Raw genomic sequence first — 26,939 nt, forward strand, 5'->3', positions numbered from 1 at the left:
GCTGCCCGCCGTGCTCCCCGCGGGCGCCGGGTCGGAGGGAGCCGGTGGGGTCGAGCAGGAGCGCGCCCTCGGCGGTGAGCGAGCCGGCGTCGGCGCCCCCGCCTGCCCGCCCGAGGGCGACGCCGGCACCGGCATGGTGGCGACCAACTCCGTCGCCCCGCGCACCGGCAACGTCAGCGCCGGCACCAGCATCTTCGCCATGGTCGTCCTCGAGGGCCCGCTGGAGAGCGTGCACCACGAGCTCGACCTCGTCGCGACCCCCGCCGGCGACCTCGTCGCGATGGTCCACTGCAACAACGGAGCCAGCGAGCTCGCCGGCTGGGTCGGCCTGTTCTCGCGGTTCGCCGCCGCGTCCGGCGGACCCTCCGACAGCGACGCCGTCTACGGCACCCTCTTCGCCGAGGCGCTCGAGGGCGAGGCGGACGCGGGCGGACTGCTCGCCTACAACCACCTCGCGGGCGAGCCGATCGCCGGGCTGGTCGAGGGCCGCCCGCTCGTCGTGCGCACTCCCGACTCGCGCCTCACGCTCGCCAACTTCATGCGCGCGCAGCTCTACGGCGTGTTCGGCACCCTGGCGCTGGGCATGCGCGTCCTCGCGGGCGAGGGCGTCCGGATCGACGAGATGTTCGCGCACGGAGGCATGTTCCGCACCGCCGGGGTCGCCCAGCGCTTCCTCGCCGGCGCGCTCGACGCCCCGGTCTCGGTCGCCGCGACCGCCTCCGAGGGCGGCCCGTGGGGCATGGCGGTGCTCGCCGCCTACCGTCTGCAGAGCGGAGTCGCGCTCGACGCGTACCTCACCGATCAGGTCTTCGGCGACTCCGGCTTCGAGACCGTCGCCCCCGACGCGGACGACGTCGCCGGCTTCTCCGCCTACCTCAAGCGCTACCGCGCCGGCCTCGCCGTCGAGCAGACCGCCGTCGAGACCCTCACCGACCCGCAGAACCAGGGAGCTACCGCATGACCACCCAGACCCCCGCCGTCGAGGAGGCGATCGCCCGCGTCCGCGAGGACGTCGCGCGGCTGCACTCCGAGCTCGTCCGCTACGGCCTCGTCATCTGGACCGGCGGCAACATCTCGGGCCGCGTGCCCGGCGCCGACCTCTTCGTGATCAAGCCCAGCGGCGTCTCCTACGACGACCTCGCGCCCGAGAACATGATCCTCTGCGACCTCGACGGGAACGTCGTCCCCGGCACCCCCGGCAGCGACCGCAGCCCCTCCAGCGACACCGCGGCGCACGCCTACGTGTACCGCGAGATGCCCGAGGTCGGCGGAGTCGTGCACACGCACTCCACCTACGCGACCGCGTGGGCGGCCCGCGCCGAGTCGATCCCCTGCGTCATCACCGCGATGGCCGACGAGTTCGGCGGGGAGATCCCCATCGGCCCGTTCGCGATCATCGGCGACGACTCCATCGGCCGCGGCATCGTCGCGACCCTCAGCGGCCACCGCTCGCGCGCGGTCCTGATGCAGAACCACGGCGTCTTCACCATCGGCAAGGACGCGAAGGACGCCGTCAAGGCGGCCGTCATGGCCGAGGACGTCGCCCGCACCGTGCACCTCGCGCGCCAGGGCGGCGAGCTCGTCCCCATCCCGCAGGAGTCGATCGACGCCCTGTTCGACCGCTACCAGAACGTCTACGGACAGAACCCCACCGGAGCCATCGCATGAGCGTGTACCAGAGCATCATCCCCGACCTCGCCACCCGCACCGTCTGGTTCCTGACCGGCAGCCAGGACCTCTACGGCGAGGACACCCTCCGCCAGGTCGCCGAGCAGTCGCAGGCCGTCGTCGCGCAGCTGAACGAGGCGGGCGCGATCCCCGTGACCGTCGAGTGGAAGCCGGTGCTGAAGAGCTCCGACGCCATCCGCCGCACCATGATCGAGGCGAACTCCGACGACTCCGTGGTGGGCGTCATCACCTGGATGCACACCTTCAGCCCCTCGAAGATGTGGATCCACGGCTTCGACGCGCTCGCCAAGCCGCTGCTGCACTTCCACACCCAGGCGAACGTCGCCCTGCCGTGGCAGGACATCGACTTCGACTTCATGAACCTCAACCAGGCCGCGCACGGCGACCGCGAGCACGGCTACATCCTCAGCCGGATGAGCGTGCCCCGGAAGACGGTCGTCGGCCACGCGAGCGACGCCCGCGTCACCGAGGCCATCGGCACCTGGTCGCGCGCGGCCGCCGGCTGGTCCGCCTCGCGGAGCATGAAGGTCGCCCGCTTCGGCGACAACATGCGCAACGTCGCCGTCACCGAGGGCGACAAGACCGAAGCCGAGATCCGCCTCGGCGTCAGCGTCAACACCTGGGGCGTGAACGAGCTCGTCGAGCGCGTCGACGCCGCCACCTCCGAGCAGATCGACGCCCTCGTCGCGGAGTACCTCGAGAGCTACGACGTGGTCCCCGAGCTGCTCCCCGGCGGCGAGCGCCACGAGTCGCTCCGCTACGGCGCCGCGGTCGAGATCGGCCTGCGCTCGTTCCTGGAGGAGGGCGGCTTCGAGGCGTTCACCGACAGCTTCGAGGACCTCGGCGGGCTCCGCCAGCTCCCCGGACTCGCCGTGCAGCGCCTCATGGCCGACGGCTACGGCTTCGGCGGAGAGGGCGACTGGAAGACGGCCGTCCTCATCCGGATCGCCGCCGTCATGGGCGCCGGCCTCCCCGGCGGCACCAGCCTGATGGAGGACTACACCTACGACATGACGCCCGGCGAGGAGCTCATCCTCGGCGCGCACATGCTCGAGGTCTCGCCGTCCCTGTCGTCGAAGCGCGCCTCGCTCGAGATCCACCCGCTGGGCATCGGCGGCCGCGAGGACCCGGTGCGCCTGGTCTTCACCGCCGACGCCGGCCCCGCCGTGGTGGTCGCCCTGAGCGACGTCCGCGAGCGCTTCCGCCTGGTCGCGAACAAGGTCCAGAACGTCGAGCCGCCCCAGACGCTCCCGCACCTGCCCGTCGGCCGCGCCGTCTGGCAGCCCGCCCCGGACTTCGGCACCAGCGCCGCCGCCTGGATCACCGCCGGTGCCGCGCACCACACGGTCATGACGACGCAGATCGGCCTGGAGGCGTGGGAGGACTTCGCCCGCATCGCCGGCGTCGAGCTCCTGGTGATCGACGAGTCGACCACCCTCCGCGGCTTCGAGTCCGACATCCGCTCGAACGCGGCGTACTACCGCCTCTCCCAGGGCCTGTAGATCCTGCGAGGCCGGACGGCCGGCTCCCTGCGGGGGGTCGGCCGTCCGTCGTTCCCGGCACGCCGCCGGGTCGGGGCGGGGGCCCGCCGCCGAGACCGACCTGGATCACGTCCGCGATCGAGGGCGGATCGCCCTCTCCGGCCCGTTCGGCGCCCGCTGCAGCGTCCCGGCCCCGGTTGCGGACGCGCTCGCAGCACGACGGAGGCCGGGAGGCCCGGACGGCCCTCGCGGGCAGTCGGTCCTTCCGGCCTCCGGGATGCAGGCGTGCGGTCAGTCGCGCGAGGTCGAGAACGCCGCGTCGAAGGCGTCGGCCGGCGGCCTGATCGCGTTGAGCTTCCTCACGAAGGCCAGGGCCTCGGGGGCGCCGTCGAGGCGGTCCATGCCGGCGTCCTCCCACTCGACGCTGGTCGGGCCGGTGTAGCCGATCGCGTTGAGCGCGCGGAACACCGGCTCCCACGGGACGGCGCCGTGCCCGGTCGAGACGAAGGTCCACCCTCGGCGCGGGTTCGCCCACGGCAGGTGCGAGCCGAGGACGCCGTTGCGGCCGTCGAGGTTGGTGACCGACTCCTTCACGTGCACGTGGAAGATGTGGTCGGCGAAGTCGAGCACGAACGCGACGCTGTCGAGCTGCTGCCAGACGAAGTGCGACGGGTCGAAGTTGAAGCCGAACGAGGCGCGGTGGCCGATCGCCTCGAGGGTGCGCTTGGCGGTCCAGTAGTCGTAGGCGATCTCGCTCGGGTGCACCTCGAGCGCGTAGCGGACGCCGACCTCCTCGAAGACGTCGAGGATCGGGTTCCAGCGGTCGGCGAAGTCCTGGTAGCCGGCGGCGATCCACTCGTCGGAGGCGGGCGGGAACATGGCCACGCCCTTCCAGATCGACGAGCCGGAGAAGCCGTTGACCTGCGTCACGCCGAGCGCGGCGGCGAAGCGGGCGGTGTCCTTGAGGTCCTGGGCGGCGCGCTGCCGGACGCCCTCGGGGTCGCCGTCGCCCCAGACGCGGTCGCTGAGGATGTCGCGGTGGCGCTCGTCGATCGGGTCGTCGCAGACCGCCTGGCCGGTGAGGTGGTTCGAGATCGCGAAGACCTGGAGGCCGTTGCGCTCGAGGATGTCCTTCCGGCTCTGCACGTACTCCGTGTCGTCCCAGCGCGCCACGTCGATGTGGTCGCCCCAGCAGGCGATCTCGAGGCCGTCGTAGCCCCACTCCCCCGCGAGGCGCGCCACCTCCTCGAACGGGAGGTCGGCCCACTGGCCGGTGAAGAGGGTGATCGGTCGCGTCATCGCGGATTCCTAACTCTCGACTCCCGCGCGCCGTCGCACCGGGAGAGGTAATTTGAGGGTTCACGCAACATATCAGGCACTCCCGCGAGCCCGAAAGGAACCGATCATCGCCCCGATCGCCGGCGCACTGTCGCGCACGCCCACCCTCGTCACCGCCACTGCGGCCCCGACCTGGGAGGAGGGCCTGATCGTCGGCAGCGGCCGCGTCGGCGCCGTGGTGCACGGCCCGGCCGACTCCCTGACCGTCCCGCTCGCCCACGAGCGCTGGTTCCTCCCCGTCAATCCGCGCCCGGACGCGCCCGACCTCGCCGGCGTCCGCGACGAGCTGCGCGGCGCCCTGCTGGCCGGCGACTCCGACACCGCCACCGCCCTGCTCGCCCGCGCCGCCCGCGACAGCGGCTACGACGGCGGCCTGATCTGGACCGACCCGCTCGGCCTCTGCGCGACCGTCACGCTGCGCACCCCCGGCGGCGTCGCCTCCGCGGTCCGCCTGATCGATCCGCTCGGCGGCGAGGCCGCGGTGGAGTGGACCGACGAGGACGGCGGCCGCCACGCCGTGCGCCTGCTCGCCCCGCACGGCGGCGAGGGCGTCCGGCTGGCTCTGGAGTCCTCCGCGGACACCGTCGTCACCGTCGAGCTCGCGCTCGGGGCCGGCGAGGCGACCTCCTTCGACACCGGCGTGCCCGACGCCTCGGTCGTGGTCTCGTCGCACGTCGAGGGCGGCGCCTCCGCGGTGCTCACGGCCGAGGCGGGCGAGGGCCCGACCGCGATCCGCGCCGTGACGCGGGCGACGAGCGGAGCGACGTGGCGCGTGGCCGGGGGCGCCGCCGTCTCGGACGTGGAGATCTCCGCGGGGGTCGCCCGCGTGCTCCGGCTGGACGTCGCGATCGGCGCGGCTCCCGACGCCTCCGCCGACCTCTCCTGGGAGGAGCTGCGCGACGCCCAGCGCCAGGGGCACGGCCGGCTGGTCGGCGCCTCCGTGCTGGATCTCGACGGCGCCTCCGACGCCGAGCTGACCGAGGACCTGTGGGACGCCGCCCGCGCCGGCGACAAGGGCGCGCGCCGCCGCGTGGTCGAGCTGGCCTGGCTGAGCGGCCGGGCCAACATCGTCGCGTCGACCGGCGAGCTGCCGCCGACGCTGCAGGGCGTCTGGCAGGGCACCTGGCGGCCGGCGTGGTCGGCCGACTACACGCTGAACGGCAACGTCCAGAACGGAGCGATGGCGGGCATGATCCCGACCGGCACGCCCGAGCTGGCGCTGTCGATCCTGGAGCTGGTGCTGCCGCACCTCGACGACTACCGCGACAACGCGCGCCTCGTCTACGGGTCCGAGGGGATGCTCCTGCCGTCGCGGATGTCGACCCACGGCCGCGCCGACCACTTCGCGGCGAGCTACCCGCACCTCTTCTGGACGGGCTGCGGCGGCTGGGTGCTGCGCCTGGCCGCCGACGCCGTCGCGGCCACGGGAGACCGCGGCATCGTCGACGACCGGCTGTGGGAGCTGGCCGAGGGCGTGCTGCGCTTCGCCGAGACCGGGACGACCGTGGTCGACGGGGTGCGCCGGATCGTCCCCTCCTACTCCCCCGAGAACACACCGGGTGGTGCGCGCTCGCCGATAGCGGTCGATGCGACGATCGACGTCGCCGTGCTGCGGGACGCCGCGCGGGCGACGGCGCTGCTCGGCCGGGCCCGCGGCGACGACTCGCTCGACGAGCGCTGGGCGCGGGTGGTCGCGGAGCTGCCGGAGTACCGGGTCGCCGAGGACGGCACGCTGGCGGAGTGGATCGACCCGCGGTTCGCGGAGGAGATCGCGCACCGGCACGCGTCGCAGCTGTACCCGCTCTGGTACGCGGGCGACGCGGCCTTCGAGGGCCCCGGCGCCTCCGCGGTGCGGCTGCGGGCCGCCGCGGCGGCGACGGTGGCGGCGAAGATCGCGTGGCGGGCCGAGGCGCCGACCGCTCCTCCCGGGCGGATGGAGATGGCGTTCGGGCTGGTGCAGGTGGGCGTCGCGGCGGCGGCGCTGGGTGACGGGGACGCGGCGCTGACCTGCGCGGAGTGGCTCGCGGTCGAGCACTGGTCACCGACGCTGACGACCCGGCACGACGCGGGGCGGATCTTCAACCTCGACGCCAGCGGCGGACTGCCGGGGCTCGTGGCGGCGATGCTGCTGGGATCGGATGACGAGACGCTGACGGTGCTGCCGGCACTGCCGTCCGCGTGGGCGCGGGGTGCCGTGACGGGGCTGCGCGCGCGCGGCGGGGTGGTCGTGGACCGGCTGGAGTGGTCGCCGGGACGGGCGTCGCTGTGGGTGCGGCGGGTGCCGAGCGCGGAGTGGCTGGCACCGGCGGGCGGGACGCGGGTGCGCACGCTGCGCGACGCGGTGCTGCGCGTCGACGGGCGCGAGGTGTCGAGCGGGCTGGAGCTCGGTGCGGAGGCGGTGCGCGTGGACGTGGAGTGGCGCGGCTGAGGGCGCTGCGGAGGGTACGGCTGCGGCACGCGGAACGAGCTCCGCTCCGCCGACGGAGGCGGAGCAGCGCAACGGGTGTCGTCCCCGCTGGCCGCCGGACCCGCCGTGTGGCCGCGTCGACGTGAGAACGAGACGCGCGCCGGATGCGGTGGGTCGGGTCAGCTCCGCGAGTGCCCGTAGCGGTCGTAGACGCGGTTGCGGGCCGCCCGCTCGGCGGTGGGCAGGCGCTGCGCGTCGGCGATCTCGTAGACGCCGAAGGTGTCGCGCAGGCGCGAGGCCGGGTCGACCTCGACGAAGGTGCACCAGGGCAGCCAGTGGTGGTGACTGCGCAGGGTCTGGGTCGCGAAGTCGCCGCTCTCGTGGCCGAGGCCGGGCATCGCGTAGCCGATGCTGCCGTCGACGTCGGTCGACTGGCGGGTGTTGCGGTGCAGGAACTCGGCGAAATCGAGGTAGTGCTCGTCGCCCGTGATCAGGTGCAGTCGGTAGTAGCTGTACGAGCAGGCCGCCATGTAGACGTCGGCGCCGCCGCCGAGGGTGATGATGCTCTGTCCGCTGATCGAGTACCGGTTGAAGGGATGCGCCCAGGGCGCGCGGACCGGGAAGGACCACGCGTAGGTCCAGGTCTCCGTGTAGTCGGCGGCGCGGACGGCGCCCTCCAGCCAGCGCGGCTCCTCCGTCAGGTCGTACAGCGCGAGGAAGCCGAACAGCCCGTAGATGCCCGCCTCCTTGTCCTGGATGTCGGCGTTGTCGCAGGTGCCGCCGCGGTACTCCAGCGTGCGGTGGATGTTCGCGAACGACCACTCGCCGGCGCGCACGGCGGACGCGCGGTAGCGCCCCTCCCCCGTCACGAGGTGCAGCTGCACGAGGAAGCGGATCACGCTCGGGGTGTTCGAGCGCGAGTCCATCCGCACCGAGCCGTCGGCGTTGTAGGCGCGGTGGAAGCTGCCGTCGGCGTCCTGCACGACGAGCAGCCAGTCGGCGGTTCGCCGGCAGAACTCGAGCCAGAGCGGGCGCTCGTCGCCGAGGTCGCGCAGGTGCAGGTAGGCGTCGAGGATCGCCTCGACGCCGTCGGCGAGCATCCGCAGGTAGTGCGGGTACGGCTCGAAGCCGCCGAGCGAGGGGTTGAAGCACATCCGCGGCGGGCCCGACTCGGGCAGCGCGGTCCGCGCCCAGAAGTCGACGATGCCGACGCCCTGCTCGAACGCCTCCGGCACGCCCTCGCGGTCGCCGTAGCGCAGCAGCTGGTAGCCGATGCCGGGCTGCTGCCCGACGAAGCCGAACTGGAAGGAGACGCTCGAGACGTCGAGGTCCGGCAGCTGGCAGGCGAACGGCAGGCCCCAGGAGTCGCCGTAGCGGCGGGTGAGGCGCTGGAGGATCGCCATGCCGTGGTGGAAGTGCCGCTCGTTGTCGACCTCGAACAGGTCGTCGCGGAGCCGGGCGTAGGTGCTGCGCCAGGTGGCGCGCATCATCGTCGCGAAGTCGTCGTACCGGCCGAGGTCGACCGCGACGGCGTAGCGCTGGCGGAAGCCGACCTCGACCGGGTGGTTCACCCGCTGCAGGGCCTTCGGGGCGGCGTCGTAGTCGAGGCCGGAGTAGGGGTTGTCGATCGGGCGCTCGCCGTCGGCGCCCGGGTGGACGTAGTCGATCGACAGGCCCGCGGGCGGCACGTCGAGCGGGGTCCGCACGCCGAAGCCGTAGTAGAGGTAGTTCAGCGTCGTGCCCTGCGGGCGGCTCAGGCCGATCGAGCCGACGGTGCACTCCGGGTCGGTGAAGTTCTCCGAGCGGACCACGTCCAGGCGCGGCAGCGTCGCGTCGGCCGCCCAGCGCGAGAGCGCCACGGTCTCGCCGGTCGCGAGGCTCTGCGCGGCGAACAGCGGCAGCGCGTAGTGCGTCTCGGTGCGCCAGAAGTACTCGCCGCCGGGGTCGCGGCCCATCGCGTCCGCGGGCCCGAAGGCGTTGTCGCGGTACCAGGCGCCGGGGGCGAAGCACTCGTAGTCGCGGAGGTCGTCGGACCCGGTCAGCCCGAGCGAGACGGCGGTGGAGAAGCCGAGGTCGCCGCCGGCCGCCAGCACCTCGACGTCGCGGTGCACGGAGAAGCCGTCGCCCGCGACGCGCCAGACGTCGGTGACGGCGAAGGCCGACCCGGAGCGGACGGTGATCGTCCCGCTCGCGGTGATCGCCCCCTCCGACAGCGAGACGTCGTCGTAGGGCGCGCCGGAGTACTCGCTGATCGCGGCGACGGTCTTGACCGTGACGCGCAGCGGCCGGTCGTTCGCGTAGAGGACGCGCTCGCCCGCGAGCACCTCGAGGCCGCCCGCCTCGACGCGGAGGGTGTAGTCGCCGGAGCGCAGTTCCACGGTGGTTCCTTCCCGGAGGGTCATCTCAGCTCTTCTCGTCGTGCGCGCGGGGGCCGGCCGGTCGGGCGGCCCCCGCCCGCTCGTCCTCGAGCCGCTGCGCCCCGGGATCGAAGCGCCGCGAGCCCGGCCGGAACAGCAGCGCCACGCCGCCCTCGACCAGGCCCGCGAGCAGCAGCAGGATCGCGAACGGGATCAGCGAGATCTCGGCCCACGCGCCCATCACCGGCATCACCAGTCCGGCCGCCGTGAAGCTGACCGTGCCGAGGATCGCCGTGACGCTGCCCGCCTCGCTCGACGGGCCCTGCAGCGAGAGGTACTGCACCGGGGCGAAGCCGAGCGAGCGGCCGGCCAGCGCGAACGTCAGCGCGCCGACGACGACGAGCAGCGGCTGCGTGCCGGTGAGCGCGAGCACCGCGACCACGACGGCGCCGAGCGCCGTGACGATCGCCGAGGCGAACATCGCGAACCGGGGTCCGAACCGCGGCACGATCACCCGTCCCGTCGTCTGCCCGACCGCGATCGTCACGAGCGAGGTGACCAGGAACAGCAGCCCGTACAGGTCGGGCCCGACCGCGTAGACGTTCGTGTAGAGGAAGGGAGCGGTCGCGAGATACGCGAAGCCGACCGACCAGCCCGCGGCCGAGGCGGCGGCGAGCGCCAGCACGCGCGGCCGGCGGAGCATCCCGAAGGAGTTGCGCAGCGACGGGCCGAGCCCGCCCTGGTGCCGCCGCTCGCGGGGCAGCGTCTCGGGCAGCACCAGGAGCGCGATCACGGTCGCGAGCGCTCCCCAGGCGGCGACCGCGAGGAAGGAGCCGCGCCAGTCGATCACCTTGGTCAGCTGCGCGCCGACGGAGGGCACCAGGATCGGGAAGACCGAGACGATCACGGCGAGGTTCGCGAGCATCGTGACGAGCCGCTTGCCGCTGTAGAGGTCGCGGACGATGGCGGTGACGACGACGCCCGCGGCGGTGCAGGCGGCGCCCTGGACGAAGCGGGCCGAGAGCAGCACGGCGGTGTCGGAGGTCATCGCCGCGACGAGGCTCGCCGCGATGTGCAGCGCCGCCGAGACGCCGAGCGGCCACTTGCGGCCGACCGCGTCGCTGAGCGGTCCTGAGACGAGCTGGCCGGCCGCGAAGCCGAAGGTGGCGCCGGTGACGACCAGCTGGGCGGTCGCCACCGAGACGCCGAGATCGTCCTGCAGCGTCGGCAGGAACGGCAGCACCAGGTCGATGGTGAGCGGCCCGAAGCCGACGAGCATCGCGAAGATCGGCAGCAGGAGGCGGCCGCGGGGCATCGCTTGGACGGCGGGGGAGGCGGTGGAGGCGGTCATGAGCGCGGAGCGCAGGTCACGGAGGGGATCCTGTCCATCAGCTCCCGGCCGAGACCGGGAAGTAGAGCGAGAAGGGTTCGTCGACGACCTCGTGCAGAGGCCGGAAGCGGACGGCGGCGGGCTGGCCGACGGCGCGGTAGCCGCGCAGCCACTGGGTCCACTGCCGCTCGTTGTCGGGGGCGAGCAGGGCGGGGGCGTCCTCGAGGCGCCCCCGCAGCGCGATCTCGCGGTCGACGAGGCCGGCCAGCACGATCGGGCCCTCGACGAAGGCGACCGTGCCCGGCTCGTCCGGGATCGGCACGGCGCGGATCTCGGTGCCGAAGGCGAGGTCGACGCTCGTGCGGCCGCCGGGGTGCTCGATCAGGAGCGCGCCGTCGCCCGCCCGGACGCGCTCGGCGTCGCCCGCGACCCCCGGCTCGCCGACGGTCCACTCCGGCACCCGCAGCCGCACGTGCAGCGCGACCCCCTCCTCCGAGACGATCTCGACCCGGATCCGCGAGGCGGTGGGGCGGTGCACGTCGCCCGCGGCACCCGCGTTGGCGTCCGGGCCGACGTAGCCGGCGGTGTCGAGCACCTCGACCCGCACCGCCGCGTCGCCGGCGGCGGTCGGCAGGCGCAGGCTCGCGTCGACGTGCTGCGCGATCGTCAGCTCGGCGTCGCCGCCGCGGTAGAAGACGAGCCCGGAGTGGCGCGTGTGCGCCTGCACCAGCGTGCCGTGGCAGCACCAGAAGTCCTCGGTCGGGCTGCCCCAGTCCTTGCGGGCGCCGCCCTCGAGCGGCAGGAAGTAGGCGACCATCCCGGTCCGCGGGTTCTGCTGGGCGAGGAGGCCGTTCCAGAGGTTCCGCTCGATGTAGTCGGCGTAGGCGAGGTCGCCGGTCCAGCGCAGCAGCACGTCGGCCAGCCGGATCATGTTGTAGACGACGCAGTGCTCCTGCGTCTTCTCGCCGCGGCGAGCGGCGAACGCGAAGGGCGGCGTCCAGATCTCGCCGGAGGTCTGACCGCCCGTGCAGAAGGTGCCGCGGAGGGTGACCGCCTGCTCCCAGTAGGCCTCGACGATCGTCCGCCAGCGCTCGTCGCCGGTGACCTCGTAGGCGCGGGCGGCGCCGAGGACCTCGGGGATCGTGGTGTTGGCGTGCATGTTGGTCAGCACGTCGCGGCCCTCGAGCAGGCCCTCGAAGAGGGAGCGGCGGTCGTAGCGGCCGAGCAGCTCGGTGTAGACGGGGTCGCCGGTGATCGCGAGGAGGTCGGCCCAGACCTCGAGCATGCCGCCGGTCTCGACCTCGAGGATCTCCTGGAACGCGGCGTCGTCGAATCCGCGGACCCACTCCAGCAGCGGGACCGTGGCGGCCCGCGCCATCCGCAGCGCCCGCTCGTCGCCGAGGTCGAGGTGCACGTCGACGAGGCCCATCAGCAGCTTGTGCATCGCGTACTGCGGCGCCCAGACGGGGCGGCCGGTCGCCAGGCGGTCGAGGTAGCCGCGCGGGATCGCCCAGATCCAGCCGCCGCCGTTCTCCTCCTGGCAGCGCTCGAGACCGTCGAGCACGGAGTCGATCCGGACGCGGAGCAGCGGGTCGCCGGTGACCGCGACCTCACGGGCCGCGGCGGAGAGCCAGTGGCCGAGGAAGTGCCCGCGCAGCTGCGAGCCCGGCGTCTCCCAGCCCCAGTACCGGTCGAGACCGCGGGCCTCGCGCGAGTCCTGCGAGGGGTGCAGGTGCCAGCCCTGGTCGCCGATCCCGGCCTCGATCAGGAAGTTCTGCAGCAGTCCCTCGTCGGTGAGCGAGAGGAGGTAGTCGCGGTTGAGCCGCCGCCGCGCGTCGAGCACCCCGCGCTCCAGGCGGGTCTCGTGCGGGGCCGGGTGGGTCAGCGGCATGGGTGCTCCTCGTCGAGGCGGTGGGTGGTGGGGGTGAGCGGTGCGAGCGGTGGTCGATCGGCGCGGGTCGATCCGCGCGGTGGTCCCTCCGACCGAGGGTCGAGATCGATCTCTCGCTGTACTCAGACCAGGATCGACGATAGGAATGGGGACATGCAATCCCCGAGAGTGATCCATCTCGTCGCCGATGACGTGTCCGCCCTCCTCACTCAGTCGGGAGGCGACCTGCCCGTGCTGCTGCACTGGGGTCCGCGACTCGACGCGAGCGACGACGATCTCGCAGCTTTCGCAAGAACTCCCGTGCGGACGGGGATCGAGGGCTCCTCCGACGTCCCCTACGAGCCCGGGATCCTGCCCGAGCACACCTTCGGCTGGGCCGGCCTGCCGGGTCTCCGGGTGCACCGGGAGGGCGCCGGCTGGTCGCCGAGGCTGACCGTGGACACCGTCTCGGTGGACGGGGAGGCCCTCGCGGAGGGCGCGGTCGCGCAGGCCGGCAGCGCCGCCGTGACCGTCGAGGCGCACGACGCGCAGGCCCGGATCGGGGTCGTCCTAGAGATCGTTCTCTCTCCCGCCGGACTGCTCAGGACCCGCGTCTCGGTCCGCAACGACGGCGCCGGGCACCTCGAGGTGATCGGCGTCGACCCCGCCCTCCGGATCCCGACCGAGGCCCGCGAGATCCTGGACTTCTCCGGCCGCTGGGGCACCGAGAAGATCCCCCAGCGCCACCCCGTCGTCACCGGCACCCACTCCCGCTCCTCGCGGCGCGGCCGCACCGGCCTGGACGCGACGACGGTCGTCGCGGTCGGCACCCCCGGCTTCGACTCCGCCGACGGGCGGGTCTGGCTCTGCCACGTCGGCATCGGCGGCAACCACGAGCACGCGGTGGAGCGCGGCGACGGCTGGCTCGCCTTCCGCGGCGGCGAGCTGCTCCTGCCCGGCGAGGTGCGCCTCGCGAGCGGCGAGAGCTACTCCTCCCCCTGGATCTCCGGCAGCTTCGGCCACGGCCTCGACGCTGCGGCCGCCCGCTTCCACGCCCACCTCCGCGGGGTCTCCCGCTCCTCGCGCCGGCCGCGCCCGGTGACGCTCAACGTCTGGGAGGCGGTCTACTTCGACCAGGACCTCGCCGTCCTCGCCGAGCTGGCCGACCGAGCCGCCGCCCTCGGGGTCGAGCGCTACGTGCTCGACGACGGCTGGTTCCTCGGCCGCAGCGACGACCGCGCGGGCCTCGGCGACTGGACGCCCGACCCCGTCGCCTGGCCCGACGGCCTCCTCCCCCTCGCCGAGCACGTCCGCGGCCTGGGCATGGAGTTCGGCCTCTGGGTCGAGCCCGAGATGATCAACGAGGACTCCGACCTCGCCCGCGCGCACCCCGACTGGATCCTGCGGGCCCGCGAGGAGCTGCCGCCGCGGTTCCGCTTCCAGCAGGTGCTCGACATGACGAACCCCGACGCGTTCGCGCACATCCTCGCCGTGCTCGACGGCCTGGTCGCCGACCTCGGCGTCGCGTACCTCAAGTGGGACCACAACCGCGACCTGATCGACGCGGGCCACCCCGCCACTGGGACGGCGGCGGTGCACGAGCAGACGCTCGCGCTGTACCGGCTGATCGACGAGCTGCGCGCCCGGCACCCGGAGCTCGAGATCGAGAGCTGCGCCTCCGGCGGCGGCCGGGTCGACCTGGGGATCCTCGAGCGCACCGACCGCGTGCACACCTCCGACAACCAGGACCCGCTGGACCGCTCGCGGATGCTGCGCTGGACCGGGCTGCTCGTGCCGCCGGAGATGCTCGGCTCGCACGTCGCCTCGCCGGTCAACTCCGTCACCGGTCGCACCAGCGACCTGCACACCCGCTGCGCGATCGCCTTCCTCGGCCACTTCGGGATCGAGTGGGACCTCCGCGAGCTGGACGCGGAGGAGGAGCCCGTGCTGGCGGGCTGGATCGCGGCGTACCGCGAGCACCGCGGCCTGATCGCGACCGGCCGGGTCGTCGGGGGCGACGACTCCGACCCCGACGCGCCGTCGCTGCGCGGCGTCGTCGCGCCGGACGGCTCGGAGGCGCTGTACACGCTGGTCACGCCTGCGCTGACCGCGGACTCGCGCCGCCGCGTCCGCCTCCCGGGCCTGGATCCGCGGGCGCGCTACCGGATCGAGACCGCGCGCCCCGGCTCGCTCGGCCCGCCCTGGCAGAGCCCGCACTGGCTGGAGTCGACGGTGCCGCTGGACTCCGACGCCCCGGCCCCCGCCTACTCGGGGAGCCTGCTGGGCGAGGCGGGCCTGGACCTGCCGACCTTCCACGCCGACCGCGCGATCGTCCTGCGGCTCGTCCGCGAGACCGCGTGAGCACCGCCGCCGCCGACCCGTCCGCCACCACCCTGGAGCACTCCGTGAACAGCACCGTCACCGTCGACCTCGACCGCCCCGGCGCCACCATCAGCCGCCACCTCTACGGCCACTTCGCCGAGCACCTCGGCCGGTGCATCTACGACGGCTTCTGGGTCGGCGAGGACTCGCCCGTCCCGAACGAGGGCGGGATCCGCCTGGACGTCGTCGAGGCCCTCCGCGCCCTCGACATCCCCAACCTCCGCTGGCCCGGCGGCTGCTTCGCCGACCGCTACCACTGGACCAACGGCATCGGCCCGCGCGAGGAGCGTCCCGGCCTGATCAACACCCAGTGGGGCGGAGTCGCGGAGGACAACTCCTTCGGCACCCACGAGTTCATGGCGCTCTGCGAGCTGCTCGGCGCCGACGCCTACATCTCGGGCAACATCGGATCCGGCACCGTGCAGGAGATGGCGGACTGGGCCGAGTACCTCACCGGCGCGGGCAAGTCGCCGATGGCCGATCTGCGCCGCTCCCACGGCCGGGAGGAGCCGTGGACCGTCCGCTTCTGGGGGCTCGGCAACGAGACCTGGGGCTGCGGCGGCAACATGCGCGCCGGCGCCTACGCCGACCTGGCGCGGCAGTTCGGGACCTTCGTGCAGAGCGGCAACGACACTCCGCTCTACCGCGTGGCGGCCGGAGCCGACGGCGCCGACACCCACTGGACGCAGACGCTGATGGAGGTGATCCCCGAGATCGAGGGACACCCCTTCTCCTCCGTGCCGTGGGAGTCGGTCTCGGTGCACTACTACACGATCGGCGGCAGCTGGCACGCGAAGGGCAGCGCGACCGACTTCGACGCGGACACCTACTGGAGCACGATCGTGGCCGCGCAGGGGATCGAGGAGCTGCTCCGCTCGCACGCCGCGGTGATGGACGTCCACGACCCCGAGAAGAAGTACGGGATGGTGCTCGACGAGTGGGGCACCTGGTGGGACGTGGAGCCGGGGACCCACCCGGGCTTCCTCTTCCAGCAGAACACGATCCGCGACGCGATGGTCGCGGCCTGGCACTTCGACGTCTTCCACGGCTTCGCCGACCGCCTGACGATGGCGAACATCGCGCAGACGGTGAACGTGCTGCAGGCGATGCTGCTGACCGACCCGGACGGCGGCGAGATGGTCCGCACGCCGACGTACCACGTGTTCGAGATGAACAAGGGGCATCACGACGCGACGGTTCTGCCGACCACGGTCGCCGGCCCGACGCACGCGGTCGACGGCCGCGAGATCCCCGTCGCCTCCGCCTCCGCCTCCACGAAGGACGGCCGCGTCCTGGTCTCGCTGACCAACGTCGACCTGGAGGAGCCGCTCGAGGTCTCCCTCGACTTCCGCGGTGGGACCGTGACCGGCGCGACCGGCCGCCTCCTCACCGCCGACCGCCCCGACGCGCACAACCGGCCCGGCGCCGCCGACGAGGTGAGCCCCGTCGCCCTCGAGGGCATCGAGACCACGGCCACAGGCCTGCGGGTCACGCTGCCCCCGCACTCCTTCGCGACCGTGACGCTGGAGCTGTCGTGATCGCCGCGCGCACGGAGGCCGCCCGCCGCCCGCCGATGGGCTGGAACAGCTGGGACTGCTTCGGCGCCTCGGTGACGGAGGAGGAGGTGCTCGCGAACGCCGAGTACCTCGCCGAGCACCTCCTGCCGCACGGCTGGGACACGGTCGTCGTCGACATCCAGTGGTACGAGCCCGATCCCGGTACGAGCGACTACCAGGAGGTGTCGGAGCCGGTGCTCGACGGCTGGGGCCGCCCGCAGCCCGCCGCCGGACGCTTCCCCTCCGCGGCGACGGGCGGGTTCACGGCGCTGGCCGCGCGCGTGCACGCCCTCGGCCTCCGCTTCGGCGTGCACCTGATGCGCGGCGTCCCCCGCCGAGCGGCCGAGCTCGGCCTGCCGGTGCTCGGGTCGGAGGCGACCTGCGCCGACATCGCCGACCGCGGGAACGTCTGCCCGTGGAACCCCGACAACTACGGCGTCGACATGAGCGCGCCCGGCGCGCAGCAGTACTACGACTCCGTGATGGCGCAGCTGGCTTCGTGGGGCGTCGACTTCGTGAAGCTCGACGACGTGCTCTACCCGCCGATCCAGGCGGAGGAGATCGCCGCCCTCTCCCGCGCGATCGACGCGACCGGCCGTCCGATGGTGCTGAGCCTCTCCCCCGGCAAGCAACTCTCGCTCGAGAACCTCGAGCTGCTGCGGTCGACCGCGCAGATGTGGCGGATCTCGGACGACTTCTGGGACGACTGGGCGCACCTGCACGAGCAGTTCCAGCGGGCCGCGCGCTGGGCGCCGCACCAGCGCCCCGGCGCCTGGGCCGACGCCGACATGCTGCCGCTGGGGCGGATCGGCGTGCGCGCACACGTGGGCGAGCACCGGCTCTCGCGGTTCACGCCCGCGGAGCAGCGGACGCTCGTGACGCTGTGGTGCCTGCTCCGCTCGCCGCTGATGATGGGCGGGCACCTCCCGGACACGCCCGCCGACACGCTCGCGCTGCTGACGAACGGCGACGTCCTCGCGCTCCTCGGCAGCGACGGCAGCCGCGAGATCGTCCGCGACGGCGACCTGGTGGTGTGGTCGGCGTGGCGCGGCGACGAGCAGTGGCGCGGAGTGTTCTGGCTGGGCTCGTCGGCACGGACCTACTCGGCGCACCTGGCCGACCTGGGCTGCTCCGGCGCGACCTCGGCCGTCGACGTGTGGAGCGGCGCCGAGCTGCCGATCGTCGGCGGCGCCGTCGAGCTCGAGCTCGAGCCGCACGGCTGCCGCCTGCTGCGCCTGGCCTGACGCGCGGGCGCCGGGCGGGGCGGGCGGGCGGGCCCGCCTCGCCCCGCCCCGCCTCGGCTCGCCTCGGCGAGAAGCCAGGAGTCGTCGCACTCGACGTCGACTGCGACAACTCCTGCACACTCGCGGAACCGCGGTCCGGATGAGCCCGACGAGAAGCCAGTAGTTGTCGCACTCGACGCCCACTGCGACAACTCCTGCGCACTCGCGACCGGCCTCAGGACGCCGGGCGCCCGTCGCTCCTGCGCCGAGCACCCCGAGACTCCAGGAGTCGTCGCACTCGAGACCGACTGCGACAACTCCTGCACACTCGCGGAACCGCGATCGGAGGAGTCCGGCGAGAAGCCAGGACTTGTCGCACTCGACGTCGAGTGCGACGACTTCTGCGCACGCGCGAACGGAGGCGGCGCAGGACGCGCCGAGACGACGGAGGCCGCCGCACTCGAGCCCGAGTGCGACGGCCTCCGGACCGTCAGGAGCGGGCGACCGCGGGTCAGGACTCCGTGTCGACGAGCGAGTCGAGGTGTGCGAGGTCCTCGGACGAGATCTCGAAGTCGACGTCGGCGTTCTCGACGATGCGCGAGGGCGTCGTCGACTTCGGCAGCGGCAGCACGTCCTTCTCGAGCAGGTAGCGGATGCAGAGCTGCGCCACCGACTTGTCGTACTTCGCGGCGATCTCGCCGATGTCGGAGTTGTCGAGCAGGCCGCCCGTCGCGAGCGGCGAGTAGCCCTCCACGAGGATGCCGTGCTCCTTGCAGTACGCGGTCGTCTCGTCCTGGGTGTTGCCGACGAACCAGCGGATCTGGTTGGCGTGCGGCACCACGTCGGTCGCCGCGATCAGCGACTCCAGATCGGCGACCTGGAAGTTCGAGACGCCGATGGCGCGCGAGCGACCGGCCTCGAGGATCTCCTCCATCGCCTTCCACGCCGCGATGTTGCCCTCGCGGTGGTCCGAGCCCATGTCCTGCCAGGGCCACGGGGCGTGGATGAGGTACAGGTCGACGTGGTCGAGCTCGAGCGCCGCCATGGTGGTCTCGAAGCTCGCCTTCGCGCCCTCGTAGTCCTTCACCTCGGCCGGGAGCTTGGTGGTGATGAACACCTCGTCGCGCGGGACGCCGCTGTCGCGCAGGGCCCGGGCGACGCTCGCCTCGTTGCCGTAGGCGCGGGCGGTGTCGATGTGGCGGTAGCCCGCCTCGAGCGCGGCGGTCGTCGCGTCGTAGGCCTCGGGGCCGTCGGGGATCTGCCAGGTGCCGAACCCGATCTTCGGGATGGCGACTCCGTTGGACAGCGTGAACGTGTCGGTCAGGGCGGGCATGACTCTCCTCTGCATCGGTCTTCTCCGCGGGCCGCCACCGGCGGCGCCGCTCCTTCCACGCTAGGCCGGGCCCCCGGCTCGCGCGGGCCCCTTGCGCTTGGCGCCTGCGGTGCTACGCGGCCGTCGCGCTCCCCGCCGCCGACCCCGCAGAAGTCGCAGGTCCCGCGCTCGAGCACCGCGACTTCTGCGGACTCGCGAGCCGGCACTACCGGCCCGCCCCCCCGCGAGCGGCCGGCGCCTCCCCCCTGAGGCGCCGACCGCTCAGCCCCGCGCGAACGACCAGGGGGTCCGCAGCGCCCGCTCGGCGAGGAACCGCCGCTCCCCCGTGATCGACACCTCCGCCGTCACCGCCGCGTCCGCCGCCGAGGCGCCGGCCGTCAGCCGCAGCGGCCCCGGGTCCACGGCGAGCCGGCCGTCCTCCCCCGTCACCGCGAGCCGGGCCGCGTCGACGTGGAAGTGCACCGTCATCGTCTCGCCCGCCGCGATCGGCACGCGCGCGAAGCCGATCAGCTGCGCGACCGGCCGCACCACCGCCGAGGTCGGGTAGCCCGCGTAGAGCTGCACCACCTCGACCGTGTCGGCGCCGTCGTTCCGGAGCGATACCGCCACGTCGAGCGATCCGCCGACCGGCAGCTCCGCCGCCGTCGCCAGCTCCGTGTACGTCACCGCGCCGCGGGTCAGCCCGTAGCCGAACGGGTAGAGCGGAGTCGCGTCCAGCGCCGTGATCCCGGGGTTCGAGAGCCCGAGCGACGGCTGCAGGTACGTGGTCGAGGCGGACGGGAGCCGCGGGATCTGCACGGGCAGCCGCCCGGTCGGAGCCACGCGGCCCGAGAGCACGCCGGCGACCGCGGCCGCCCCGTCCGCTCCCGGGAAGAACGCCTGCACGAGTCCGCGCGCCGCTCCGAACGCCCCGAGCGCGTAGGGCCGGCCCGAGAGGACGACCACCACGGTGGGCACGCCGGTCTCGAGCACGGCCGTCACCAGCGGCTCCTGCGCTCCGGGGAGGCGGAGGTCGGCCGCGTCGCAGCCCTCGCCCGAGGTGCCGTCGCCGAAGAGACCGGCGATGTCGCCGACCACGACGACCGCCGCGTCGGAGCCGCGGACGAGGTTTACCGCCTCCTGCACGCCGTCGGTCGACGCGGAGGTGATCGAGCCGCCCGCCGCGAAGCGCACGCGCGACGCTCCGAACTCCTCCTGCAGCGCCGTCAGCACCGTCGGGATCGACAGCCCGAGGTCGTGGCCGGGGTGCTTGGAGAGCACGTGGTTGGGGAACGCGTAGCAGCCGACCAGGCTGCGGAACTGGTCCGCGGCCGGTCCCACGACGGCGAGCGAGCCGGAGGACAGCAGCCCCGCGATGTCCTCGTCGCGCAGCAGCACGACCGACTCCTCCGCGATCCGCGACGAGATCGCGCGGTTGCGGGCGCTGTCGAGGTCGACGTCCTCGGCTCCCTCGGGCACCAGCGGGCCGCCGTCGAGCAGGCCCGCCTCGAACTTGTGGCGGAGGTGCCTGGCCACGGAGCGGTCGAGGTCGGCCTCGTCGACGACGCCCTCGCGGATCAGGCGCGGCAGCTCGCTGTACGCCGCCGTCTGCGGCAGCTCGACGTCGACCCCGGCGTGCAGCGCCAGGCGCCCCGCGTCGGCCGCGTCGACCGCGACGTGGTGCATGGCCTGGAGGAACGGCACCGCCCAGTAGTCGGCGACGACCGTGCCCTCGAAGCCCCAGCGGTCGCGGAGCAGCGTCGTCAGCAGGTGCCGGCTGGCGCTGCTGGGCACGCCGTCGATGTCGGTGTACGAGGTCATCACGCTGCGGGCGCCGCCGTGCCGCAGGGCGGCCTCGAACGGAGGCAGCACCGTGTCGGCGAGCTCGCGCGGCCCCATGCTCACGGGTCCGTGGTTGCGGGCGCCGCGGGAGGCGGCGTACCCGGCGAAGTGCTTCAGCGTCGCGACGACGCCGGTCCCCTCCAGCCCCGCCACGTAGGCGGCGCCGAGCTGCGAGACCAGGTACGGGTCCTCGCCGAGGGTCTCCTCGACGCGGCCCCAGCGGTAGTCCTTCACGACGTCGACGACCGGGGCGAGGCCCTGGTGGATGCCGAGTGCGCGCATGTCCGAGCCGATCGCCTCCGCCATCTCGCCCACGAGCTCCTCGTGGAAGGTGGCCGCCCAGGCGAGCGGAGTGGGGAACGCGGTCGCGCCGTACGCGGCCAGGCCGGTGAGGCACTCCTCGTGCGCGATGGCCGGAATGCCGAGGCGGCTGCCTGCGACCACGCGCTCCTGCAGCTCGCGGAGCCGGCGGACGCCCTCCGGGACGGTGACCGGCTCGGTGCCGAACACGCGGGTCAGCTGGCCGAGGCCGCCGGTGAAGAGGTCGTCGCCCGCGGCGGGCCCGTCGTCGAGCTTCGGGGCGAAGTCGTCGGCGGAGTCGGTGAGCCAGACGGAGCCGAGCTGCGCCGCCTTCTCCTCGAGGGTGAGTTCCTGGGTCAGGAGGCGGGCGCGCTCGGCCGGAGGCAGAGCGCGGTCCCGCCAGTCCCGCCCGGGAGGACGCGCGGCGTCCGTCCCGGGCAGTGCTGGGGAAGCGTCGTGCATCAGCCCTTGAACGCCCCGTCCATGATCCCGGACACCATCCGGCGGCCGACGAAGAAGAACGCGATCAGCAGCGGGAGGGTGGCCATGAACGATCCGCCCATCGCCAGGGCGACGTCGATCGAGCGGTTGGCCTGCAGCTGCTTCAGCGCGATCTGCACCGTGAACAGCTCCGGCGACTTGAGGACGATGAACGGCCACATGAAGTCGTTCCAGACCGCGGTGAACGTGATCAGCCCGAGGACGAACGCCGCGGGGCGGACCACCGGGAAGGCGATGCGCCAGAACAGCTGCCACGAGTTGGCGCCGTCGATGCGGGCCGCCTGGATCAGCTCGTCGCTGACCGTCGTGGACATGTGCTGCCGCATCCAGAAGATGCCGAAGGCGCTGGCCAGGCCCGGCACGATGATCGCCTGGAGGGTGTCGACCCAGTCGAGCGCCGAGACGATCAGGTACTGCGGGATGATGCTCAGCTGCGCCGGCACCGTCATCGTCAGCAGCACGATCAGGAACAGCACGTTGCGACCCGGGAACTGCAGCTTCGCGAAGGCGAAGCCGGCCATCGCGCAGAGGATCGCCGAGATGACGGCGATGCTCAGCGACACGATGAGGCTGTTCAGCATCGAGGCGATGAACGGGACGGTGTCGAACACCTTCTCGGCGATCGCCATGAAGTTCGTGCCCGGGTACAGGCGCGGCGGGATCGACGTGACGGCGGTCGCTCCGACCGACGCGACGACGAACATGTAGTAGAGCGGGAAGATCGAGACGAGCACCGCGATCACGAGGAAGACGTAGGTCGGCCAGCCGACTCCGCCGCCCTTCCCGCGCCGCTTCGGCAGCTGTGCCTTCTGGACCGTGGGGGCCAGCGTCTGCGGGACGGCCTGGTCGATCACATCCGACATCAGACGGCCTCCTTCCGGGTGCGGGTGGAGAGGTAGAAGTTGAGGAGGGAGACGAGGACCACGATCACGAACAGCACGACGCCGATGGCGGATCCGTAGCCGAACTTGAACTGGCCGAAGCCCTGCTCGTAGAGGAAGAGCGCCAGCGTCTGGCACTGCCGGCCGGCGCCGCAGGTGAGGCCCGATTCAGGGGCCACCAGGAGCGCCTCCGTGAAGATCTGCAGACCGCCGATGGTCGACATGATCACGGTGAAGACGATGATCGGGCGCAGCGCCGGGATCGTCAGGTGGCGGAACTGCTGCCAGCTGGACGCGCCGTCGACGGAGGCCGCCTCGAACATCTCGCGGGGCAGCGACTGCAGGCCCGCCAGGTAGAGGAGCGTGTTGTAGCCGAACCAGCGCCAGAAGACCATCGTCGAGATGACGATCCAGGAGCCGTAGTTCGTGGCGAGGAAGTTGATCGACGGCAGTCCGAAGATGCCGAGGAACCAGTTGATCAGGCCGAAGTTCTTGTCGAAGATCTGCGCGAACACGATCGCGGTCGCCGCGACGGAGGTGATGTACGGCACCAGCAGCGCCATGCGGAAGAAGTTCGCCCAGCGGAGGCGGGCGTGGTTCAGCAGGTGCGCGAGGAAGAGGGCGAACAGCAGCTGGGGCACCGTCGAGATGATGAAGATGCCGAAGGTGTTGACCAGCGCGTTCCAGAACCGGGAGTCGGCGAAGAGCTGCTGGAAGTTGGCGATGCCGACGAAGGTCTGCTCGCCGATCGGGTTCCAGTCGAAGAGCGAGACGTAGAACGTGAACAGGAGCGGGAAGAGCCCGAAGACGATGAAGATGATGAAGAAGGGCGCGACGTACGCGTAGGGGGCGATCCGCTCCGAGAGGGAGTTGCGGATCCGCGCGGCCTTCTGGACCGGCGCGCTGGGCTGCTTGCGCTGCTTGCGGGGTGGTGCTGCTGTCACCGTTGACACGGGAGTACCTCCGTCGAGAAAGGGGGGAGGGGCCCGGCGCGCGAGGCGCCGGGCCGCTCGGGTGGGTGGGGCGATCAGCCGCCGATGGCCTGCTTGGCCGTGTCGAGTGCGGTCGACCACGCCTTGTCGGAGGTCACGTTGCCGGCCTCCAGCTCGACGAGGGTGTTGAGGAGCGCCCCGTTGATCGGGGTGGTGTCCGGTCCGTTGTAGAAGGACGGGAACTGCTCGACGGAGGTCGCCATGACCTCGCCGATCTTCGAGTCGCCGAAGAACGGGTCGGTGTACGACTGGACCTCGTCGCTGGCGACCGCCTCGGTGGCGGCGGGCAGCGTGCCCGAGGCCTTGAAGTGGTCGGTCTGGCCCTCAGCCGACATCATCGTCTTGATGTACTGCCAGGCGGCCTCGGGGTGCTCGGCGCGGGCGGGGATGGCGATGACGCTGCCGCCCCAGTTGCCGCCGATGCCGGGGACGCTGGTGACGCGCCAGTTGCCGGCGGTGTCGGGGGCGTCGGTCTTGATGCCGGCGAGGATCCACGAGGGGGCGATCGTCACGGCGAAGGCGCCGTTCGCGCGGCCCGGAGCCCAGCCCGAGGACCAGGCGGCGATGCCGGCGCTGATGCCGGCGTCCTTGGTGTCCACGGCGACCTGGAACGCGTCCTTCACCTGCGGGTTGGTGTCGTAGACCAGCTCGCCGTCGGGCGAGTAGTACTTCTCCGAGACCTGATTGACGGTCGAGAAGAAGACGCTGGTCTCGATGTTGTCGACGAACGGCTTGCCGGTCGCCTCGGTGTACTTCTTGCCGGTCTCGATGAAGGACGGCCAGTCCTTCCAGAGCTCGGCGACCTGGTCGGGCTCGGTCGGCAGGCCGGCCTGCTCGAAGAGGTCGGCGCGGTAGGCGAAGCCCAGTCCGCCGACGTCGGTCGGGACGCCCACGACGGAGCCGTCGTCGGCGGTCGCGGCGGAGGCGGCCCACGGGAGGTAGGTCGAGGCGACGTCGTCGCCGCCGAGGGTGCGCAGGTCGAGGAAGTTCGAGCTGTTGGCGACGAACTGGGGCAGGTCGTCGTTCTGGATCATGACCAGGTCGGGCACCTTGCCGCCGGCGAGGGCCGCGGTGAGGGCGGTGGCGGTCTCGGTCGTGCTGCCGACCTCGGAGAGCTTGATCTTCGCGTCGGGCATCTTCGCGAGGTACTCGTCGACGCTGTCCTTGGCGTTGATGCCGGTGAAGGACCAGAAGGTGGCTTCGGCGTTCGGGTCGTCCGAGGCGCCTCCTCCCCCTCCGGACGAGCACCCGGTCAGGGTGAGCGCGACTACTGCTGCTGCTGCGGCTACGGCCGTCAGGCTTCTTTTCACGACAATTCCTCTTCGTTGGGGATTCGCAGGGTTTCGGTGAGGGCGGGCCTCAGAGAACGATCTCTTGGCGGCCAACCTAACCCGCCCGCGAGCACGATGCAAGCGAGAACCGGTCTCCGCGAGATAACGATCTCCGCCTAGTATCAAAGGGAAGTTTCGCAAATCGAGCAGTTCCGGACGGCCGCCCGCCGCCCCGTGCGAGTCTTCACTCCGACGCTCTCCCCACCGTGCTCCGCGGGGAGGCGCGGAAGCCGGAACCTCCCCTCGCAGAAGGAAGCAGCATGACTCGACCCACGCTGGTGGACGTCGCCCAGGCCGCGGGCGTCTCGCGCGCCACCGCCGCCCGGGTGCTCGCAGGCGGCACCAATGTCGACGTCCGGATGACCGCCGCGGTCGAGCGCGCCGCGAAGTCCCTCGGCTACGAGGCGAACAGCGCCGCCCGGATGCTCCGCGGCGGGCGGGCCGGGGCCATCGCCCTGATCGTCGCCTTCAACGAGCTCGACAGCCTCACCGGGACGTTCTTCACCTCGGTGCTGAAGGGCGCCGCGAAGGGCCTCTACGCCGGCGAGGTGCAGCCCGTGCTGCTGCCCGCCGACCACGACGACAGCGACCGCATCCCCCGCTTCCTCCGCTCGCGGGCCGTCGACGGCGCGATCGTGATCCTCCAGCACGAGATCACCCACCTCGCGCAGGCGCTGGCCGACTCCCCCGTGCCGATCGCCTGGGTCGGCCGCCCGCGGGTCGCCCTGCCCGAGGACGCGATCGTCATCGACTCCGACAACTACGGAGGCGGCCGCCTCGCCGCCCGCGCGCTCGCCGACTCCGGCCGTCGTCGCCTGGGCATCATCGCCGGCCCGCACGACATGGAGCCCGCCCGCGACCGCATCCGAGGCTGGCGCGACGAGCTCACCGAGCTCGGCCTCGACTCCAGCCCGATCGTGCACGGCGCCTTCACCCTCGAGAGCGGTTCCGCCGCGATGGCGCGTCTCCTGCAGCGCCACCCCGACCTCGACGGCGTCTTCGCCTCCTCCGACCTGATGGCGAACGGCGCGATCCGCGTGCTGCAGGCGTCCGGGCGCCGCGTCCCCGCCGACGTGTCCGTCATCGGCTTCGACGACGTCGTCATCGCGACCACCTCGGATCCGACCCTCACGACCATCCGGCAGCCCCTGGAGGACATGGGCCGCGTCGCCGCCGAGACCGTCGTCGCCGTCGTGCAGGGCCGCCCGGTCGACCGGCAGCCGATCCTCGCGACGACCCTCGTGCAGCGCGAGTCCGCATGACCCCGCCTCCCCCGCACCGCCTGATCGTCAGCACCGACGCCGCGAACGAGGCCGACGACCAGTTCGCGATCGTCCAGGCGCTGCTGACCGACACCCTCGACGTCCGCGGTCTGGTGGCGGCGCACTTCGGCCGGCCGGGGAGCATGCCGGAGTCGCGCGCCGAGATCGACCGCATCGTGGAGTTGGCGGGTTCGACGGTGACCGTCGTCGACGGCGCCGAGTCGGCCGTGCCCGCCGAGGCGTCGGACGGCGCCCGCCTGATCATCGCGGAGGCTCTGCGCGACGACGGCCGGCTGTGGATCGCCGTGCTCGGGCCGCTGACCGACGTCGCCGCCGCCCTGCTGCTCGAGCCGTCGATCGCCTCGCGCGACGTCGTGGTCGTCTGGGTCGGCGGCCCGCCCTACGACGAGATCCCCGCCTACAGCCCCGAGTTCAACCTGATCAACGACGTCGACGCCGCGAACCGCGTCCTCGAGTCGGGCATCGCCCTCTGGCAGATCCCGATGCCCGTGTACTCCGGAGTCGGAGTCGGGCACGCCGAGCTCCGCACGCGGCTCCGCGGGACGAGTCCCCTCGCCGACTACCTCGTGGACCAGCTGATCGCGTTCAACGACACCATCCCGTACGGGCCGCTCGACTTCCGGTCGCTGGGTGACAGCCCGGCGATGGGCGCCGTGATGAACCCCGCCGGCGGACGCTGGCGGGAGCGCCGCGCGCCGCGGTTCTCCGCGGACGGCGAGCTCCTGCCCGACGCAGGGCCGCACACGATCCGGGTCTGCGAGGCGTTCGACACCCGCTGGCTGATCGAGGACCTGTTCGCGAAGCTCGTGGAGTTCGGGGAGCGGTCGGGCGGCGAGCGCTGATGGTCCCTCGTGGCGAGGCATC

Annotated in this window: 18 protein-coding genes; 9 read left to right on the forward strand and 9 right to left on the reverse strand. The window is 72.7% G+C overall.

The genetic code is table 11. The features are described from left to right. From C5C50_RS10880 to araA, 3 genes are all read left to right on the forward strand, one after another. The coding region (locus tag C5C50_RS10880; protein ID WP_258067739.1) for an FGGY-family carbohydrate kinase at positions 1-961 on the forward strand (961 nt) is incomplete at its 5' end. Beyond that, a complete protein-coding gene (locus tag C5C50_RS10885) occupies positions 958-1,668 on the forward strand; it encodes an L-ribulose-5-phosphate 4-epimerase (RefSeq protein WP_104224687.1) in 711 nt (236 codons plus the stop codon). The genes C5C50_RS10880 and C5C50_RS10885, both read left to right, overlap by 4 nt. Continuing rightward, a complete protein-coding gene (gene araA / locus C5C50_RS10890; RefSeq protein ID WP_104273437.1) occupies positions 1,665-3,191 on the forward strand; it encodes an L-arabinose isomerase in 1,527 nt (508 codons plus the stop codon). The genes C5C50_RS10885 and araA overlap by 4 nt, the downstream gene beginning before the upstream one ends. A gap of 270 nt (positions 3,192-3,461) precedes the next feature. Here the strand turns inward: araA and C5C50_RS10895 are convergent, their stop codons facing one another. Beyond that, the gene (locus C5C50_RS10895; protein WP_104273438.1) at positions 3,462-4,469 is read right to left on the reverse strand and encodes a sugar phosphate isomerase/epimerase; all 1,008 of its coding nucleotides are present in this window, start codon (positions 4,467-4,469) and stop codon (positions 3,462-3,464) included. 52 nt (positions 4,470-4,521) lie between these two features. On the opposite strand from C5C50_RS10895, the gene C5C50_RS10900 reads away from it, so the two are divergent. Continuing rightward, positions 4,522-6,936, forward strand: a complete 2,415-nt coding sequence (locus C5C50_RS10900; RefSeq protein WP_146085885.1) for a glycoside hydrolase family 95-like protein — start codon at positions 4,522-4,524, stop codon at positions 6,934-6,936. A gap of 158 nt (positions 6,937-7,094) precedes the next feature. Here the strand turns inward: C5C50_RS10900 and C5C50_RS10905 are convergent, their stop codons facing one another. Genes C5C50_RS10905 through C5C50_RS10915 form a run of 3 tightly spaced genes read right to left on the reverse strand, consistent with a single transcriptional unit; the run spans position 7,095 to position 12,493 of the window. Then, positions 7,095-9,293 carry a hypothetical protein gene (locus tag C5C50_RS10905; RefSeq protein ID WP_104273464.1) on the reverse strand — a complete coding sequence of 733 codons (2,199 nt, stop codon included), beginning with the start codon at positions 9,291-9,293 and terminating at the stop codon, positions 7,095-7,097. Between the two features lie 25 nt (positions 9,294-9,318). Further along, positions 9,319-10,623, reverse strand: a complete 1,305-nt coding sequence (locus tag C5C50_RS10910; RefSeq protein ID WP_104273440.1) for a multidrug effflux MFS transporter — start codon at positions 10,621-10,623, stop codon at positions 9,319-9,321. Between the two features lie 37 nt (positions 10,624-10,660). Next, positions 10,661-12,493 (reverse strand): beta-L-arabinofuranosidase domain-containing protein, encoded by a 1,833-nt coding sequence (locus tag C5C50_RS10915; RefSeq protein WP_181133923.1) that lies wholly within the window; start codon positions 12,491-12,493, stop codon positions 10,661-10,663. 153 nt (positions 12,494-12,646) lie between these two features. On the opposite strand from C5C50_RS10915, the gene C5C50_RS10920 reads away from it, so the two are divergent. Genes C5C50_RS10920 through C5C50_RS10930 form a run of 3 tightly spaced genes read left to right on the forward strand, consistent with a single transcriptional unit; the run spans position 12,647 to position 17,654 of the window. Next, complete coding sequence (locus C5C50_RS10920; RefSeq protein WP_104273465.1) at positions 12,647-14,833, forward strand: alpha-galactosidase; 2,187 nt, start codon at positions 12,647-12,649, stop codon at positions 14,831-14,833. Next, on the forward strand, positions 14,830-16,392 hold the full coding sequence (locus C5C50_RS10925) for an alpha-L-arabinofuranosidase C-terminal domain-containing protein (protein ID WP_308471832.1): 1,563 nt from the start codon (positions 14,830-14,832) through the stop codon (positions 16,390-16,392). The genes C5C50_RS10920 and C5C50_RS10925 overlap by 4 nt, the downstream gene beginning before the upstream one ends. Next, positions 16,389-17,654 carry a glycoside hydrolase family 27 protein gene (locus C5C50_RS10930; protein WP_258067740.1) on the forward strand — a complete coding sequence of 422 codons (1,266 nt, stop codon included), beginning with the start codon at positions 16,389-16,391 and terminating at the stop codon, positions 17,652-17,654. The genes C5C50_RS10925 and C5C50_RS10930 overlap by 4 nt, the downstream gene beginning before the upstream one ends. A 490-nt stretch (positions 17,655-18,144) precedes the next feature. On the opposite strand, the gene C5C50_RS10935 is transcribed toward C5C50_RS10930, so the two are convergent. From C5C50_RS10935 to C5C50_RS10955, 5 genes are all read right to left on the reverse strand, one after another. Next, positions 18,145-18,966: an aldo/keto reductase gene (locus C5C50_RS10935; RefSeq protein WP_104226493.1), complete on the reverse strand. Its 822-nt coding sequence runs from the start codon at positions 18,964-18,966 to the stop codon at positions 18,145-18,147. A gap of 261 nt (positions 18,967-19,227) precedes the next feature. Beyond that, the gene (locus C5C50_RS10940) at positions 19,228-21,549 is read right to left on the reverse strand and encodes a glycoside hydrolase family 3 N-terminal domain-containing protein (protein ID WP_104273442.1); all 2,322 of its coding nucleotides are present in this window, start codon (positions 21,547-21,549) and stop codon (positions 19,228-19,230) included. After that, positions 21,549-22,451 carry a carbohydrate ABC transporter permease gene (locus C5C50_RS10945; RefSeq protein WP_104224678.1) on the reverse strand — a complete coding sequence of 301 codons (903 nt, stop codon included), beginning with the start codon at positions 22,449-22,451 and terminating at the stop codon, positions 21,549-21,551. The genes C5C50_RS10940 and C5C50_RS10945 overlap by 1 nt, the downstream gene beginning before the upstream one ends. Continuing rightward, entirely contained in the window at positions 22,451-23,413 is a 963-nt protein-coding gene (locus C5C50_RS10950) for a carbohydrate ABC transporter permease (RefSeq protein WP_104224677.1), read from the reverse strand. The genes C5C50_RS10945 and C5C50_RS10950 overlap by 1 nt, the downstream gene beginning before the upstream one ends. 83 nt (positions 23,414-23,496) lie before the next feature. Continuing rightward, entirely contained in the window at positions 23,497-24,771 is a 1,275-nt protein-coding gene (locus tag C5C50_RS10955; RefSeq protein ID WP_104224676.1) for an extracellular solute-binding protein, read from the reverse strand. 281 nt (positions 24,772-25,052) lie between these two features. Between C5C50_RS10955 and C5C50_RS10960 the strand changes: the two genes are divergently transcribed. Both C5C50_RS10960 and C5C50_RS10965 read left to right on the forward strand, forming a co-directional pair. Next, the gene (locus C5C50_RS10960) at positions 25,053-26,054 is read left to right on the forward strand and encodes a LacI family DNA-binding transcriptional regulator (protein ID WP_104224675.1); all 1,002 of its coding nucleotides are present in this window, start codon (positions 25,053-25,055) and stop codon (positions 26,052-26,054) included. Then, positions 26,051-26,917 (forward strand): nucleoside hydrolase, encoded by an 867-nt coding sequence (locus C5C50_RS10965; protein WP_104273443.1) that lies wholly within the window; start codon positions 26,051-26,053, stop codon positions 26,915-26,917. The genes C5C50_RS10960 and C5C50_RS10965 overlap by 4 nt, the downstream gene beginning before the upstream one ends. Positions 26,918-26,939 lie beyond the last annotated feature (22 nt).

The sequence above is a fragment of the Rathayibacter sp. AY1D9 genome, from assembly GCF_002932395.1.
Lineage (GTDB): Bacteria > Actinomycetota > Actinomycetes > Actinomycetales > Microbacteriaceae > Rathayibacter.